The sequence below is a fragment of the Streptomyces sp. NPDC005820 genome (assembly GCF_040630255.1).
Taxonomy (GTDB): Bacteria; Actinomycetota; Actinomycetes; order Streptomycetales; family Streptomycetaceae; genus Streptomyces.
In genome coordinates this window covers 32,142-48,933 of sequence record NZ_JBEXXE010000041.1, presented here as the reverse complement: position 1 = coordinate 48,933, position 16,792 = coordinate 32,142, and the positions used below count along the sequence as shown (strand labels likewise).

The window sequence follows — 16,792 nt, the reverse complement described above, 5'->3', positions numbered from 1 at the left end:
GGGTGGTGATGTCACACTCCGGGCGGCCCGCGCCCTCTCAGTGCCGAAAGCATCCGTGACGGGAGGCCCACGATGTCCCACCCACCGCACCCGGTGGCGCACACCGCGACCCAGGTGTTCGCCGACCACCGGGAGCTGCTGTTCTCCATCGTCTACAACATGCTCGGCAGCGTCTCCGACACCGAGGACGTGATGCAGGAGACCTGGCTGTCGTGGGCGGCCCGGCACGAGGCGGAGGGCGCGGCGGCGATCGGTCATCCGCGCGCCTATCTGGTGCGGATCGCGGTGAACGGGGCGCTCGCCCACCGGGCCGCCGTCAGCCGCCGCCGGGAGACCTATGTCGGGCCCTGGCTGCCCGAACCGCTCGTCGCGCCCCTCCCGGACGCCCAGGTCCCCGCCGACGCCGCCGACGCCGCGGACGCGGCCCTGCGCGCCGAGTCGGTGTCGATGGCGCTGCTGGTGGTCCTGGAGACCCTCACTCCGCTGGAGCGGGGCGTGTTCGTGCTGCACGAGGTGTTCGGCTACCCGCACACCGAGATCGCGGAGATCCTCGGCCGCAGCCCCTCGGCGATCCGTCAGCTCGCCCATCGCGCCCGCGAGCACGTCCACGCCCGGCGCCCCCGTTACGCGCCCGATCCGCAGGTCCGGCGGCAGGTGACCGAGCGGTTCCTGGACGCCGCGCTCGGCGGGGACCTGGACGCCCTGCTGCGGCTGCTGGCGCCGGACGTGACGCTGTGGGGCGACGGCGGCGGCAAGGGCGCGGGAGGCCCCCGGCCGCTGCGGGGCCGGGACAAGGTGGCCCGGCTGCTGGCCTCGGTCGCCCCCCGCTCCGGGCAGGGCCTGCGCATCGCCTACCGCAGCGTCAACGGCGATCCGTCGGCGCTGCTGTTCGCCGGCGACACCCCGTACGCGGTCCTCGTCCTCGACCTCACCCCGGACGGGGACCGGGTGTGCGGGATCTACGCCGTCGCCAACCCCGACAAGCTCGCCCACATCGACACCGCGGCGAGGTCCCTGTGAGGGCGCGCGTGCCGGGGCCCCTGGCGTCCCTGTCGGCCCTGCCGAGCGGCCGGGTCGGCAAGTGGGTCGTCCTCGCCCTCTGGGCGGCCCTGCTGGTCCCGGCCCTGATGCTGGCCGGCCGGCTCGGCGACGTCGAGCAGAACGACAACTCGGCCTGGCTGCCCGGCGACGCGGAGTCGACCCGGGTCGTCGAGCGGGTGGCGCGGTTCCAGCCCGCCGACACCGTGCCCGCGATCGTGGTCTACGACCGGTCCGGGGGCGTCACCGCCGCCGATCTGGCCAAGGCCCGCGCCGACGCCGATGCCTTCCGGGGCGTCGAGGGGGTCGAGGGCGCGCCGCAGGGGCCCGTGCCGTCCGAGGACGGGCAGGCGATCCAGACCGTGGTCCAGGTGCACAAGGACCGCACGGGCTGGGAGGGGATCGGCAAGGTCGTCGACGCGCTGACCGAGGTCGGCGAGAGGGACGCGGGCGGGCTCGGGTTCCATGTCACCGGGCCGGCCGGTCAGGCCTCCGACTCGATCAAGGCCTTCGGCGGCGGGGGCGGGCTGACCGCGATCACCGCGACCGTGGTGGTGCTGATCCTGCTGCTCACCTACCGCAGCCCGGTCCTCCCCCTGCTGCCGCTGCTGACCGCGGGCGCGGCGCTGGTCACCTCCGAGGCGGTGATCTACGTCCTGGCGAGGAACGCCGGACTGACCGTCAACAAGCAGACCGGCTTCATCCTGACCGTGCTGGTGTTCGGCGCCGCCACCGACTACGCCCTCCTGCTCACCTCGCGCTACCGGGAGGAGCTGCGGCGGCACGAGGACCGGCACGAGGCGATGGCGCGGGCCCTGCGCCGCTCCGGCCCCGCGATCGTCGCGAGCGCGGCGACCGTCGCGGTCAGCCTGACGCTGCTGATGCTGGCCACCCTCAACTCCACGCAGGGGCTCGGCCCGGCCTGCGCCGTCGGCGTCCTCGTCGGTCTCCTCGCCATGACCACCCTGATGCCGGCCCTGCTGGTGGTCTGCGGCCGCTGGATCTTCTGGCCGACGACACCGTCGTACGACGCGACACCCGCCGGTGCGGCGACCGACGGCCTCTGGGCCCGGGTGGGCGCCGCGGTCGCCGGCCGGCCCCGGCTCGTGTGGGCCGGTACCGCGCTGGTCCTCGGTGTCATGACGCTCGGGATGTTCGCGCTGCGGGCCGACGGGCTGGCCGGGAAGGACCAGTTCACCGGCCGCCCGCAGACGGTCGTCGGCGAGGAGATCAGCGCCCGGCACTTCCCGGCAGGGTCGGGCGACCCCGTCTACGTGGTGGCGAAGGCGGACGCGGCACGGGAGGTACGGGACGCGCTGTCCGGTGTCCCGGGGGTCGCGCGCGTCGCCGCGCCGGTGGTCAAGGGGGGTGAGGCGCTGGTGCTCGGGGAGCTGCGGGACGATCCCAGCAGTACGGCCGCGATGCGCGCGGTGGAGCGGGCCCGGGCCGCCGTCCACCGGGTCGAGGGGGCGCGGGCGCAGGTCGGCGGCACCACGGCGGTGCTGCTCGACACCCGGGAGGCGGCCGACCGCGACTCGGCGGCGATCATCCCCATCGTGCTGGTCGTGGTGTTCCTCGTGCTCGCGCTGCTGCTGCGGGCGGTCGTCGCCCCGCTGCTGCTGATGGCGACGGTGGTGCTGTCGTTCGGGGCGGCGATGGGGGTGAGCGCGCTGGTGTTCCGGCACGTGTTCCACTTCGCCGGGGAGGAGGCCTCGTTCCCGCTGCTGGCGTTCGTGTTCCTGGTCGCGCTGGGCATCGACTACAACATCTTCCTCGTCACCCGGGTACGCGAGGAGGCCCTCCGGCACGGCACCCGGCGCGGGGCGCTGACAGGCCTCTCGGCCACCGGCGGTGTGATCACCTCGGCGGGGGTGGTGCTGGCCGGCACCTTCGCGGCGATGGCCTCGCTGCCGCTGGTGTTCGCGGCCGAGCTCGGGTTCGCGGTGGCGTTCGGGGTACTGCTGGACACCCTGGTCGTCCGCTCGGTCCTGGTCACCGCGCTGACCTTGGATGTGGGGCGCTGGATGTGGTGGCCGAGCGCCCTGTTCCACCGCCCCGACACCCCGGGCGGGGAGCCGGCGAAACCCGCCCCCGAACCGGCGCTCAGGAGCAGCTGACGACGGGCACCCGACAGCAACCGAACCGTGTGCAGGAGGGCGTCCGGGGTTCCCCTGGACGCCCCGAGCCCCTGCTCGGCGGCCCGCGGGGCGGCTCCGTCGGGACAACCCCCCATTCGGGCGCGCCCCGCCCGGCCCCCTTGAAGAGGCGTCCCCCGTGCGTCCCGCGCAGGATACGAGGGAGGCCGGCCGTCCGGCGGCCCACCCGCACACGAGGCCCGCCCGCCCGGCGGCCCCCATGGTCTGCGCTCTCGGGAGGACCTGCCATGACCGCCAGTCTGGAGCAGTTGCGCCGCTGCCACTTCGCCGTCGACCTCGGGGCGGCACGGACCCGGGTGTATGTGCGGGGGGCCGGGCTGGTCGTGGACCAGCCGTCCGTCGCCGCCGTGAACACCCGCACCGGCGCGCTGATCGCGGTGGGCGAGTTCGCCGAGCGGATGACGGGCCGCACCCCCGACTACATCCGGGTGATGCGGCCGGTCTCCGGCGGCACGGTCGTCGACATCGAGATGGCCCAGCGCATGCTGCGGCATCTGCTCGGCGACAAGATCCGCCGGCAGCTGCGCCGCAAGCCGTTCCTGCGGGCCGCCGCCTGCACCCCGCACGACGCAGACCCGCTGGCCCGCCGCGCCACGATCGAGACGCTGGTCGGTCTGGGCTCGCGCCGGGTGGAGCTGGTGGAGACGCTGATCGCCGCCGCGGTCGGCTGCGGGCTGCCGGTCGAGCAGCCGGAAGCCACGATGATCATGGTGTGCGGGGCCGCCGCCACCCAGATCGCGGTGCTCTCGCTCGGCTCGATCGTGACCGCCGAGCGGATCCCGGTGGGCGGCGAGGCCGTGGACCACGCGATCGTGCAACACCTGCGCCTGGAGCATGAGTTGATGCTGCCCAGCCAGTCCGTACGGCCCTTGCAGCTGGCCCTGTCCGGCAACGGTCTCACCCCGCACGGGCCGGCCTCCACGGAGATCCACGGGCGGGACGTGGCGACGGGACTGGCCCGTTCCGTCCTGGTCGACACCGCCGCCGTACGGGACGCCATCGAGACCCCGCTGACGGCCGTGCTCGACGGCATCGGCCGGGTGCTGCGGGAGTGCCCGCCGGACCTGGTCGCCGACCTCGCCGACCGGGGGATCATGATGGTCGGCGGCTCCGCCCTGCTGCCGGGCTTCGACCACATGCTGCGGCAGGCCACCGGTATGCCGGTGCACATCGCGGAGCGGCCCGACATCTGCGCCGCGCAGGGCCTCGGCGCCATGCTGGAGGGCCGGATCGCGCCGCTGACCCTCACCCCGCTAACCACCTCCTGAGCGAACCCGCGCGACACATCGCCCGCAAACGTTACGCGCGCGAAACCTTGACGATCACCGGGCACAGTGCCAAGCTTCCGGCGCCGCCATGTTTACGTAAACATCAGCCACTCACGGAGGACGATGTTTGCGTAAACATCGTCGTTCGGAAAGGGCAAGTCGATGCGCAGGACCCCCGTCACCGCCGCCTCCAGCTTCTCTCGCTCCTCCCGCTCCCCCCACTCGCCCCGGCTGCGGGCCGCCCTCGCCGCGGTCGCCGTGGCCGCGGTCGCCGGCAGCACCCTCGCCGCCGCCCCCGCCTCCGCCGCCCCGGCCAAGGCCGCGCCGGCCGCCGACACGACCCAGTTCAAGGGCGTGAACTGGGCCGACCCGCGGGACAACTTCGCCGACGACCTCCTGCAGCTGTCCGGTCTGTCGACCTCGGACACCTACCGGCAGACGTACGCGAAGGCGAGCCGGATCATCGCCGCCTTCCGCGCCAACCTCGGCGCCAACACGGTCCGGCTGCCGATCAACCCGTACACGGTCAACGGGGCGTACTGGAAGTCGTACCGCGGGGTCATCGACGCGGCCTCCGACCAGGGCTTCAAGGTCATCGTGTCCTACTGGGAGGGCACCGGCACCCGCAAGGACGGCTACATCGACGACGAGGCCACCTACTGGCCGATGTGGAACACCGTCGTCAAGACCTACAAGAACGACAAGCGCGTCTACTTCGAGCCGATGAACGAGCCGCACGGCTACACCGACACCGAGTGGGCCGACATCGCCGCGAAGTGGCTCGACACGTACAAGTCCGTGCCCCGCAACCGGGTCTTCGTCAGCGGCGCCGGCTACAACGACCACGTCACCACGGTCTGCGCCGACCCGCGCCTGAAGGGCACCTACCTCTCCCTGCACCACTACGGCTTCTGGAAGTCGTACGCCACCTACGACGAGTGGGTCGCCGACCTGAAGGTGCGCATCGGCGACTGCGCGAACCGGACCGTGGCGGACGAGTTCGGCGCGCCGATGACCGACGGTCTGAACTACAACGTGAAGACGCCGGACAACAACTACATCAACTTCATCCAGGCAGTCACCGACACCTTCCGCGAGCTGAAGATGGGCTCGGTGTACTGGCCGGGGCTGCGCACCGACGACATCTACTCCGTGCAGAAGCTCGTCGGCCCGGTGAACCGTCCGTGGCTGGAGACCACCAACCAGTCCGGCGCGGACCGCCTCGCCTGGGCCTGGGGCCGTGGCAGGCCCGTCCAGGGCTGACCCGGACAGACCGGCCCGCCGTCCCTGACACCGGCGGGCCGGTCGCCGCCTTTCCGTCGATCCCCCAGTAACCCACGCGGAGGTTCCGGAGCATGACGAACGTACGGATCGGTGTGATGTACGACCGCGACTGGGCGCCGGAGGGACTGCCCGCGTTCGCGCGGCGGGCCGAGGCGCTCGGGGCGGACGACCTGTGGGTGGTGGAGGACCTCGGCTGGAACGGCGGGGTGTCGGCGGCGGCCGTCGCGCTGGGGGCGACCCAACGCCTCCGGGTGGGGATCGGCATCGCCCCCGCCCCACTGCGCAGCCCGGCCCTGCTGGCGATGGAACTGGCCACGCTGGCCCGGGTGTTCCCCGGCCGGCTGGTGGCCGGGATCGGACACGGGGTGCCGGAGTGGATGGCGCAGGCCGGGGTCGCGCCGCGCTCCCCACTGGCGCTGCTGGAGGAGACGATCACCTCGGTGCGGGCGCTGCTGCGCGGCGAGAAGGTGGAGTTGGACGGGCGCGAAGTACGGCTGGACGGCATCGCGTTGGTGCATCCGCCGGCCGAGGCGCCGCCCGTCGTCGCGGGGGTCGTACGGCCCCGCTCGCTCGAGCTGTCCGGGCGGGTGGCGGACGGCACGCTGATCGCCGAGGGCCACGGCCCGGGCGACCTGGAGCGCGTCCGCGCCCTGACCGTCGCCGGCGGCGCCACCCCCGAACACACGCTCACCGTCTTCTCCTTCGCCTGCGTCGGTGACGACCCCGACGAGGTGTCCCGCGCCCTCCATCCGCACACCGAGGGCCACGGCGCCTGGCTCGGCCGCCCGCAGGAGGAGGTCTTCACCGTCTCCGGCACCGCCCGCGAGGCCGCCGGGAACATCGACGACCTCGCGAAGGCCGGCGCCGCCACCGTCGTCCTGCGCCTGATCGGCCCGGAGCCGCTGGGGCAGCTGGCCGCCGTACTGGAGGCCCTGGGACGGCCGGGCTCCGACCGCTGACCGCCCACCGCGACGTACGGCTGACACCCCTTCGGTGTCGACACCTGAGCCTGAGAATCAAGGCATGACCTCTTGACCCTTCTCTAGTGTCGACACTAGAGAAGGGTCCATGAAGCCCATCCAAGGAACCGACGTCGAAGGAACCGACACGTCCGGTGTGCCGATGAGGGCCCGCGTCCGGGCTCTCCTCGCCGCCGGCGCGGCGGCGCTCGCCCTGCCCGCCCTGCCCGCGCCCGCCCACGCCGCGACCCGGGCCGGCACCCTGTCGGTGGGTGCGGGCGAGACGTACGTACTGGACACGACGACCCGGCTGAGCGCGCTCACGATCGCCGAGGGCGGGACGCTGGCCGTACCGGACGGGTACAGCCTGACGCTGACCGTCGACGGCGTGGAGACCGGCTCCGCGATCACACCGACGCTCGCGACGAGCACCACCCTCGCGCCGGGCACGTACGAGGGCGACCTCGTGCTGACCGTGGCCGAGCGGACCACGGCGGCCTTCGCCAATGTGACCTTCTCGCTCCGGCAGGCCCTGTACGTCGGGGCGAGCGGGGTGGTCACGGCCCGGTCGGCGCTGTCGGCCGTGACCGGCGGGCAGGTGACGGACTCCGCCGCGAGCGGCGTGCGGATCGTCTCGACCGGGGAGGCCTTCGACGGGGTCTACACGGCCGAGGGCGGGGCGTACACCCTGACGGACTCCCGGTTCGCCTTCACCGGCAACGGCCGCTGCGACTTCGTCGGGGACGGCGCGGCCGTGGTCGGGACGGGCCGGGGCAGCCGCCTGGTGCTGGACGGGGTGACCGTCGAGAACGTGGGGGTGGTGCGCACCGGCGTGGTCGCGGCCGACGGCTGCGCCCTGCTGGTCAAGAACTCCCTGATCCGCTGCCTCAACGGGGTCCTGCCCGCCGACTACGTCCCGGCGGGCGGCGCGAACATGCTGGTCGTGCCGTGGCGGCTGGGCATCTCCGGCAACGTCCGCACCGTCAACCTGCTCGGCACGAACACCACGGCCACCTATCTCTCCTCGACCGTCGAGTCCGAGACCTGGGGCGCGTTCTCCACGGACTCCACCTCCAACTCCCGGGCCACCGCCGTCAACTGCCGGATCGCCAACCTGGGCGACGAGGGTTACGCCACCTTCGCCGACGGCGCCATCGACGAACGTCTCCTGGGCTGCGAGATCGACGCGGGCACCTATGCCACGATCATCGGCGCCTCCAACGGGACGGTGACCTATGGCGACAGCACGGCGGAGGCGGTCGCGGCCCTCAACTCCGAGCTGGCGCTGGGCCTTTCGGACGCCGAGCTGGCCGCCCTGCCGGTGCGCGGCAGCCGGATCGACTCCCGGGGCTTCGGTGTGCTCTGGCACGGGGCGGGGACCCTGGACATCAGCGGGGCTACCGCGCTGAGCACCCGTGACACCACGTTCCTGGTCAAGGCCGTGCGCGCGACGATCTCCGTCGACGGCTCCCAGGGCGCGAGCATCGGCACCGGGAACGGTGTGCTGCTGCAACTGATGGAGACCGACAACCCCGGCTCCATCAACGGCGTGTACACCGAGCCGACCGGCGACCCGGTGCGCGACGACTCCTTCGACGTCACCCAGGTGCACTCCGCGGACACGACGGCCGGCTTCGCCGCGATGGATCTGCGGGGCGACTTCTTCAACGCCCGCCGCAGCGGGCAGAACCTGGCGCTGACCTTCGACGGCTCGACCGTCGAGGGCGTCCTGTCCGCCTCTGTCTCCCGGCACGCCGTCGACTCCATCGGGTCCGCCGAGTACGCCGAGCTGGGCCATGTCACCAACACCGTCCGGCCGGTCGTCAACAACGGCGTCCTGGTGACCCTGACCGGGGGCTCGGTCTGGACGGTGACCGGCACGTCGTATCTCAGTGTCCTGACCCTCGACGCGGACTCCTCGGTGACGGCCCCGGACGGGGGCACGGTGACGATGACGGTAAACGGGACGCCGACGCCGCTGGAGCCGGGCGGGACCTACCGCGGGGCGGTCACGTTGAGCCTGGAGTGAGCCGGGCCCGGCCGCCGGAGGGTTCGACGCGGATCGGGATGGACTTGGTCGCGGGTGTGTTGCTGGTCTCGGCCGTGGCGTCCAGCGGGGCCAGCACGTTCGTCTCCGGGTAGTAGGCGGCGGCGCAGCCCCGTGGCGCCGGGTAGCGGACCGCGCGGAAGCCGCGGGCGCGGCGCTCGCCGTCGGGGCTGACACTCACCAGGTCGACCAGGTCGCCGTCGCGCAGACCGAGGTCGCGCAGGTCGTCGCCGTTGAGGAAGACGACCCGCCGGCCGCCCTTGATGCCCCGATAGCGGTCGTCGAAGCCGTAGACGGTGGTGTTGAACTGGTCGTGCGACCGCACGGTCGTCAACAGCAGGTGCCCGGGCGGCACTTCGGCGGCGGTCGGCGGGTTGACGGTGAAGCGGGCCTTCCCGGTCGGGGTGGGGAAGGTGCGGGAGTCGCGCGGCGCCCGGGGCAGCATGAAGCCGCCGGGCCGCCGTACCCGCTGCTCGAAAGCGTGGAAGCCGGGGACGACGTGCTCGATGTGGCGGCGGATCACGGTGTAGTCGTCGCGCATGGCCCGCCAGCCGAGTCCGCCGCCCGCACCGTCCCTGCCGCCCCCGCTGCCGCCGCCGCCATCGCCGCGGGCGTCCCCGCCATCGCCGCCGCCACTGCCGCCGGCCTCCCCGCCATCCCCGCCGCCACTGCCGCGGGCGTCCCCGCCATCGCCGCCGCCACTGCCGCCGGCCTCCCCGCCATCCCCGCCGCCACTGCCGCCGGCCTCCCCGCCATCCCCGCCGCCACTGCCGCCGGCCTCCCCGCCATCCCCGCCGCCACTGCCGCGGGCCTCCCCGCCGTCCCCGCCGTCACCGAAGAGCTCCCGCCCCAGGTCGGCGATGATCGCGACCTCGCTGCGCAGCTGCGGCGATCCGGGCGGGAGCCGGCCGTGCGAGGCGTGGACCATGGCCATGGTGTCCTCGACCGTGACGAACTGCTCGCCGGATGCCTGTACGTCGCGTTCGGTGCGGCCGAGGCAGGGCAGCAGCAGCGCCTCGGTGCCGTGGCACAGGTGGGACCGGTTCAGCTTGGTCGCGACGTGCACGGTGAGGGCGCAGCGGGCCAGCGCTGCCTCGGTGACCTCCGTGTCGGGGGTGGCGGCGGCGAAGTTGCCGCCGAGGCCCATGAAGACGTCCACCGCGCCGTCGCGCATGGCCCGGATCGCGTCGACGGTGTCCAGGCCGGGGGCGCGGGGCGGTTCGAAGCCGAACTCGTCCCGGAGCCGGTCCAGGAACGCGTCCGGCATCTTCTCCCAGATGCCCATGGTGCGGTCGCCCTGGACGTTGCTGTGCCCGCGGATCGGCGCGGGCCCGGCGCCGGGGCGTCCGACGTTGCCGCGCAGCAGCAGGAAGTTCACGATCTCGCGGATGGTGGCGACCGCGTTGCGGTGCTGGGTGAGGCCCATCGCCCAGCAGACGACGACGCCGTCCGCGGCGAGCACCTCGTCCGCGCAGTCCTCGATCGTACGGCGGGACAGACCGGCCATGGTCTCCAGCCGGCGCCAGTCCAGGGCCCGCCAGGCCGTGGCCGCCGCCTCGAAGCCCTCGCAGTACCGGTCGATGAAGTCGTGGTCGAGGGCGGAGCCGGGCCGGGCGTCCTCGCGTGCGGTGAGCGCCTTGTTCAGGCCCGCGAACAGGGCCAGGTCGCCGTTCACGCGCACCGGGAGCCAGCGGTCGGCGAGCCGGGTGCCGGGGCCGAGGAGGCCGCGCGGGGTCTGCGGGTTGTGGAAGCGGCCGAAACCGGCCTCGGGGAGGGGGTTGGCGGCGATGATCCGGGCGCCGCGCCGCTTGGCCCGTTCGAGGGCGGTGAGCATCCGGGGGTGGCTGGTGCCGGGGTTCTGGCCGACCACGACGATCAGGTCGGCGTGGTCGGTGATGTCGTCGTAGGAGATCAGGCCCTTGCCGAGGCCGAGGGTCTGGGTCAGGGCCGCGCCGCTGGACTCGTGGCACATGTTGGAGCAGTCCGGGAGGTTGTTCGTGCCGAATCTGCGCGCCAGCAGCTGGTAGAGGAACGCGGCCTCGTTGCTGGTACGGCCGCTGGTGTAGAAGACGGCCCGGTCGGGGGCGGCGAGGCCGCGCAGCCGGTCGGCGAGGAGGGTGAGCGCCTCCTCCCAGGTGACGGGCGTGTAGTGGGTCGCGCCGGGGGCGAGCCGCATCGGCCGGGTCAGCCGTCCCTGCGCCTCCAGCCAGTGGCCGTCGCGCTCGCGCAGGTCGGCGACGGAGTGCTCGGCGAAGAAGGCCGCGCCGACGCGTTTGCGCGTGGCCTCCCAGGCGACGGCCTTCACGCCGTTCTCGCACAGCTCCGCCGTCTTGCGGCGCTCGGGGTCGGGGTCGCCCCAGGCGCAGCTCGGGCAGTCGAACCCGTCGGTCTGGTTCAGGCCGCGCAGGGTCCGCACGCTGCGCCCCGGCCCCATCTCGGCCAGAGAGTAGCGCGCGGACTCGGCGATGCTGGGCACACCGACGCTGGACTTCCTGGGTCCCGTGGCCTTCATCGGTCCCGTGGCCTTCTGCGGTCCGGTGGACTTCTACGGTCCCGTGGGTGGGTGGTTTACGCCGCGAGGGCGTGACCGGGGTGGAGTACGACCTTCGTGTACCCCTCGATCCGCTGGTCGAACTTCTCGTACGCGAGCGGCGCCTCCTCCAGGGGCAGCTCGTGGGAGACCACGAAACTGGGCTTGGCGCGCCCGGCGATGATCAGGTCGCGCAGCTGGCGGTTGTACTGCTTGACGTTGCACTGCCCGGTGCCCATCCGCTGGCCCTTCTCGAACATCTTGCCGATGGAGACCAGCAGCTGGCCGTGCTTGGCGTTGTCGTCGGGGCCGCCCGGGTCGGACGGGACGTACAAGCCTGGGACGCCCAGCATGCCCGTCGGCCGTACCGTCGCGACGAGCGTGTTGAGGACGACGGCGGGTTCCTCGTGGCTCGCGTCGTGCGCCTGGGCCTGGTAGCCCACGGCGTCGACGCCCTTGTCGGTGCCCTCGCCGCCGGTCTGTTCCTTGATCTGCTCGGCCGGGTCGCCCTGGGTGAAGTCGATCGGTATGACACCGATCTCCTCGGCCTTGGCGAGCCGCTCGGGCACGCGGTCCACCGAGAACACCTTGGACGCTCCGCGCACCATCGCGGAGTACGCGGCCATCAGGCCGACCGGGCCGGCACCGAAGACGGCGACGCTCTCACCGGGGGTCACCTGGGCGAGTTCGCAGCCGTGGTAGCCGGTCGGGAAGATGTCGGCGAGCAGCACGAAGTCGGTCTCGAAGTCGCTGCCCGGCGGCAGCTTCAGACAGTTGAAGTCGGCGAAGGGCACCCGCAGCAGCTCCGCCTGGCCGCCCTTGTAGGGGCCCATGGCCACATAGCCGTACGCCCCGCCCGCGAAGCCCGGATTGACCGTCAGACAGAAGCCGGTCTTCCCGGCCAGGCAGTTCTTGCAGAATCCGCAGGCGACGTTGAAGGGCATGACGACCCGGTCGCCCTTGGCGAGCGAGGCCACGCCGGCGCCGGTCTCCTCGACGATGCCGAGGTTCTCGTGGCCGAACACGATGCCCGCCTCGGCCGCCGTGCGGCCCTCGTACATGTGCAGGTCGGAACCGCAGATCGCGGTCGACGTGACCCTTACCAGCACGTCGTTGGGGTGCTGGATCCGAGGGTCGTCGACCTCCCGCACGGCGACGCTGAACGGCTTCTCGTAGACAACGGCTTTCACCTGGATCACCTCCGCGTGGAACGCCGGGTGTGGCGAACCCCTGACGAGGCTGAGCCCCTCGGTCCGTGTCGTGGCCCTGGCGCTCCGGTAGTACCGCTGTACCTCCAGCTAACGCTTCCCGGCCCCTGCGCGGCAACCCCTGGCCGGGGGCGCTATACGAAACCACGGTCCCGTTACACGTGAATCACAGCCGCGCGCCCTAGGTTCCCGTGCCCATGACAAGGCCGTTTCCCAAGGCCTCTCCCTCCTCCACGCGAAGGACACCCCTTTCCTCATGAGCAACCACAAGAAGCGCCGGAGCCGTCGCATCCTGGCCCTCGGCACCGCCGGCGCGTTAGCCCTGGGCGCGAGCGTCGCGGCCATGGCCTCGGCGACCGGGACGGCCACCACGACGACCGGGGCGACGGCCACCGTGTGCGCGTCCGACGTCGTCTTCACCGAGTCGAAGGCGGCCGCCACGGTCGGCGACAACCCCCGGCACGTGGTGACCGGCGACCTCGACGGCGACGGGAACGCCGACGTCGTCGCGGCCAACAACGACGGCGACTCGCTGTCCGTGCTGCTGGGCAACGGCGACGGCACCTTCGCCGCGGCCACCGAGTACGCGGTGGGCGACAAGCCGTACCAGACCGTGATCGCCGACTTCGACGCCGACGGCACCCCGGACCTCGCCACCGCCGACTTCGACGGCGGCACCGTCAGCGTCCTGCTCGGCACCGGGGACGGCGCCTTCGACAGCTCCGTCCAGTACACCGTCGGCGCGGGCGCCAGGTCCCTCGTGCCCGGTGACGTCGACGGCGACGGCAACCTGGATCTGGCGGTGGCCGAGGAGAGCGGCGGCGGGGTGAGCCTGCTGTTCGGCGACGGCAGCGGGTCGTTCACGGTCGACCTGGAGGCCGTCACCGTGACCAGACCGCACGGGCTGGTCCTCACCGACTTCGACGGCGACGGCGCGCTCGACATCGCCACCGCCAGCGTGGCCACCGCGGGCGGGGTCAGCGTGGCGCTCGGCAACGGCGACGGGTCCTTCGGGGACGTCACCGAGTACGCCAGTGTCGCCCGGCTCTACTCGATCGCCCAGGGCGACTTCGACGGCGACGGCGAGACCGACCTGGCCACCATCAGCAACGGCTCCAACACCCTGGAGATCTACGCGGGCGACGGGGACGGCACCTTCGCGGACCCGGTCGACTACACGACGTCCGCGCTGCCGGTCGCCGTGGGCGCCGCCGACATCGACGGCGACGACGTGACGGACGTCCTCGTCTCCTCGGTCAAGGGGAGCTCCGTCACCGTCTTCCGGGGCGCCTCGGGCGGCGAGCTCACCGAACTGACCGAGCTGACGGCCGACGGGGCCTACGAGGCGGCGGCCGCCGATCTGACGACCGACGGCACCCAGGACCTCGTGGTGGCGAGCAGCAGCAGCGACGAGGTGACCGTGTTCACCGGGTCCTGCGGCTGAGGACGCCTGCGGCACCTCCGCCGAGGGGACCCGCCCCCTCGGCGGAGGTGCCGGGCCGCCGCACGAGGCGGTACAACTATGAACATAGAACATATAGAACATATGAGACATGTGGGCGCCCGGTGAGAGGAGGCCGCATGAACAGCCCTGCCGACGAGCCCGGCCACGGAAGCATGCGGCTCGACCGCACCGGCCAGGCCGAGGCCTTCGACGCGATCGGCGACCGCTACGACGAGGCCTTCCCGCACAAGGAGGGGCAGGTCGCGTCCGCCGAGTGGCTGCTCGCCTCGCTGCCGCCCGGCGCCCGGGTCCTGGACCTGGGATGCGGCACCGGCCTGCCGACCGCGCGCCGGCTGGCGGACGGCGGCTGCGCGGTCGTCGGGATCGACCTGTCCGCGGGCATGGTCGCGCTGTCCCGCAGGCATGTGCCCTCGGGGGAGTTCCACCGGGCGGACATCGCGGACCTGCGGCCCGGCGGCCCCCTCGACCTCGGCCGCTTCGACGCGGTCGCGGCCTTCTTCTCCCTGCTCATGCTGCCCCGCGCCGAGATCCCCGTCGCCCTGCGCACCGTCCACGAGCTGCTCGTCCCGGGTGGACTGTTCGCGCTGTCGATGGTGGAGGCCGACGTGGACGACTTCTCGATCCCGTTCATCGGCAGCACCATCCGGGTCTCCGGCTACCTCAGGGACGAGCTGCGCGAGGTCGTGGAGGGGGCGGGCCTCGAGATCGTCGGGGAGTCCTCGTACACCTACGCTCCGGCGACCGCGGACGTCCAGCCGGAGGTGCAGATCTTCCTGCGCTGCCGACGGCACACCTGACGACCTCCCGCACCAGCCGGAAGGACACCCGTGACGAAGCATCCCGGAGCCGGTGACGGCACGTCACCGCCGTCCGGCGCCCGGATCCGGGCCCGGGCCGCGGCGCGCGCACGGTCCCGCCCGGACACCCCCGAGCCGCAGACCGACCGGCTCCGCTACCTCGACACGGCGACCCGGCGGATCGCCGGGGGCATGGACCTCGACGAGACGCTGTCCGCACTGTGCCGGGCGGCCGTCCCGGCCTTCGCCGACGCGGTCTTCGTCCATCTGTACGCGCCGCTGCCGGCCGGCGAGGAACCCCCCACCGCCGATCCGGGCGTCCTGCGCCTGCACCGCACGGACCGCCCGCCGGTACGCCGGTCCGCCCCACCCCTGTCGGCCACGGTGGCCGAGGTCGTACGCCCCTCCGCCACCGGTCCGCTCACCGCGCTGCTGCGGGACGGACGGCCGGTGTTCGGGAACATCCCGGGCCTCGCCGCCGCCGTGGCCGAGCTGCTCGGGACGGCGGCCGTCCCCCGGGCCCTCCCGCCCGGACGGCGGCTGATCATCGCCCCGCTGCACGGCCGCAGCCAGGTCCTCGGCAGCGTCGTCCTGGCCCGCGCCCCCGGCCGGCCGGAGTTCACCGGCGACGACCTGCTCGTGGCCTCCCAGCTCGCCGGCCACACCGCCCTCGGCATCGACAAGGCGGTGGTGTACGTGCGGGAGGCGTCCCTCGCCGACGCCCTGCAGCGCACCATGCTCCCGCCGTCGCTGCCCGAACCGCCGGGCGTCCGGCTGGCCAGCCGCTATCTGCCGTCCTCACGGACCGCGCAGGTCGGCGGCGACTGGTACGACGCGATCCCGCTGCCCGGCAACCGCGTCGCGCTGGTGATCGGCGATGTGATGGGCCATTCCATGACCTCGGCCGCGATCATGGGCCAGCTGCGGACCGTCGTACAGACCCTGGCCGGGCTCGACCTGCCCCCGGACGAGGTTCTCCACCACCTCGACGAACAGGCCGAACGGCTGGGCAGCGAACACACGGCGACCTGCCTCTACGCCCTGTACGACCCCGTACTGCACCGGCTGCTCCTGTCCAACGCCGGCCATCCGCCACCCCTGCTCCTGCACCCCGACGGCACCGGCGAGGTACTGCGGGTGCCGCCGGGGGCGCCGATCGGCGTGGGCGGCGGCGGATTCGAGTGCGTGGAGCTGCACGCGCCGACCGGAGCGACCCTGCTGCTGTACACCGACGGCCTGGTCGAGTCCCGCACCTCCGACGTGCTGACCGGCGTGGAGCGGCTCCGGACCCGGCTGCACGCAACCACTGCCGCAGCCGACCCGCCCTCGCTCGAACAGCTGTGCGATGACGCGCTCGGCACGCTAGGCCCCGGGGACCGGGACGACGACATCGCGCTGCTCGCCGCCCGCTTCGAGGGCATCCTGCCGGAGACCGTCGCCTACTGGTACATGGCTCCGCGCCCGCAGACCGCGGGCCAGGCCCGGCGGCTGATCCGCAGGACCCTGCACCAGTGGGATCTGGACGCCCTGACGGAGTCCACCGAACTGCTGGTGAGCGAGGTCGTGGCGAACGCCGTGCGCTTCGCCACCCGGCCGATCACCCTGCGGCTGCTGCGCACGGACGTGCTGCGCTGCGAGGTGGGCGACGACTCTCCGCTGATGCCGAGGATGCGGCACGCCCGGCCGAGCGACGAGGGCGGCCGGGGCCTGTTCCTGGTCGACGAACTCGCCGGACGCTGGGGGGGCGACGAGGGTGAGCACGGGCAAGGTGGTCTGGTTCGAACAGCACCTGCCCGGGAACCGGCACCGGGGGGACTGACCCCGGCCCGGGGAGCAGCGACGGGGCGACCGACCCCGGCCCGGGAACCGGCACCGGGGCGACCGACCCCGGCCCGGGGAGCGGCGACGCGGCGACCGACCCCGGCCCGGGGAGCAGCACCGGGACGACCGACCCCGGCCCAGGGAGCAGCACCAGGACGACCGACCCCGGCCCAGGGAGCAGCACCAGGACGACCGACCCCGGCCCAGGGAGCAGCAACG

Annotated in this window: 10 protein-coding genes and 1 pseudogene; 9 read left to right on the top strand and 2 right to left on the bottom strand. The window is 73.1% G+C overall.

From position 1 onward, the window contains the following. Positions 1-72: 72 nt before the first annotated feature. The 6 genes from sigJ (at position 73) to ABZ464_RS38470 (ending at position 8,734) form a co-directional block, all read left to right on the top strand. On the top strand, positions 73-1,020 hold the full coding sequence (sigJ, locus tag ABZ464_RS38495) for an RNA polymerase sigma factor SigJ (protein ID WP_359285606.1): 948 nt from the start codon (positions 73-75) through the stop codon (positions 1,018-1,020). A gap of 107 nt (positions 1,021-1,127) precedes the next feature. Beyond that, entirely contained in the window at positions 1,128-3,155 is a 2,028-nt protein-coding gene (locus tag ABZ464_RS38490) for an MMPL family transporter (RefSeq protein WP_359285738.1), read from the top strand. 266 nt (positions 3,156-3,421) lie between these two features. Further along, the gene (locus tag ABZ464_RS38485) at positions 3,422-4,462 is read left to right on the top strand and encodes a rod shape-determining protein (RefSeq protein WP_359285603.1); all 1,041 of its coding nucleotides are present in this window, start codon (positions 3,422-3,424) and stop codon (positions 4,460-4,462) included. Between the two features lie 162 nt (positions 4,463-4,624). Next, positions 4,625-5,725 (top strand): cellulase family glycosylhydrolase, encoded by a 1,101-nt coding sequence (locus tag ABZ464_RS38480; RefSeq protein ID WP_359285600.1) that lies wholly within the window; start codon positions 4,625-4,627, stop codon positions 5,723-5,725. A 92-nt stretch (positions 5,726-5,817) separates the two neighbouring features. Beyond that, entirely contained in the window at positions 5,818-6,705 is an 888-nt protein-coding gene (locus ABZ464_RS38475; protein ID WP_359285597.1) for an LLM class flavin-dependent oxidoreductase, read from the top strand. Positions 6,706-6,814: 109 nt separating this feature from the next. Then, on the top strand, positions 6,815-8,734 hold the full coding sequence (locus ABZ464_RS38470) for a hypothetical protein (RefSeq protein WP_359285594.1): 1,920 nt from the start codon (positions 6,815-6,817) through the stop codon (positions 8,732-8,734). On the opposite strand, the gene ABZ464_RS38465 is transcribed toward ABZ464_RS38470, so the two are convergent. After that, positions 8,715-11,264, bottom strand: a complete 2,550-nt coding sequence (locus ABZ464_RS38465) for an FdhF/YdeP family oxidoreductase (RefSeq protein ID WP_359285591.1) — start codon at positions 11,262-11,264, stop codon at positions 8,715-8,717. The two genes, ABZ464_RS38470 and ABZ464_RS38465, sit on opposite strands and share 20 nt — an antisense overlap. Positions 11,265-11,320: 56 nt before the next feature. After that, positions 11,321-12,472, bottom strand: coding sequence for a glutathione-independent formaldehyde dehydrogenase (locus ABZ464_RS38460; protein ID WP_359285589.1), 1,152 nt, complete (start codon positions 12,470-12,472; stop codon positions 11,321-11,323). A gap of 274 nt (positions 12,473-12,746) precedes the next feature. On the opposite strand from ABZ464_RS38460, the gene ABZ464_RS38455 reads away from it, so the two are divergent. The 3 genes and pseudogenes from ABZ464_RS38455 to ABZ464_RS38445 all read left to right on the top strand — a co-directional run bounded on the left by ABZ464_RS38455 (position 12,747) and on the right by ABZ464_RS38445 (position 16,571). Further along, positions 12,747-13,934 (top strand): VCBS repeat-containing protein, encoded by a 1,188-nt coding sequence (locus ABZ464_RS38455; RefSeq protein WP_359285586.1) that lies wholly within the window; start codon positions 12,747-12,749, stop codon positions 13,932-13,934. Positions 13,935-14,071: 137 nt separating this feature from the next. Further along, positions 14,072-14,752, top strand: a complete 681-nt coding sequence (locus ABZ464_RS38450) for a class I SAM-dependent methyltransferase (RefSeq protein WP_359285584.1) — start codon at positions 14,072-14,074, stop codon at positions 14,750-14,752. A gap of 192 nt (positions 14,753-14,944) precedes the next feature. Next, positions 14,945-16,571: pseudogene (locus ABZ464_RS38445) on the top strand (SpoIIE family protein phosphatase). The last annotated feature ends 221 nt before the right edge of the window (positions 16,572-16,792 follow it).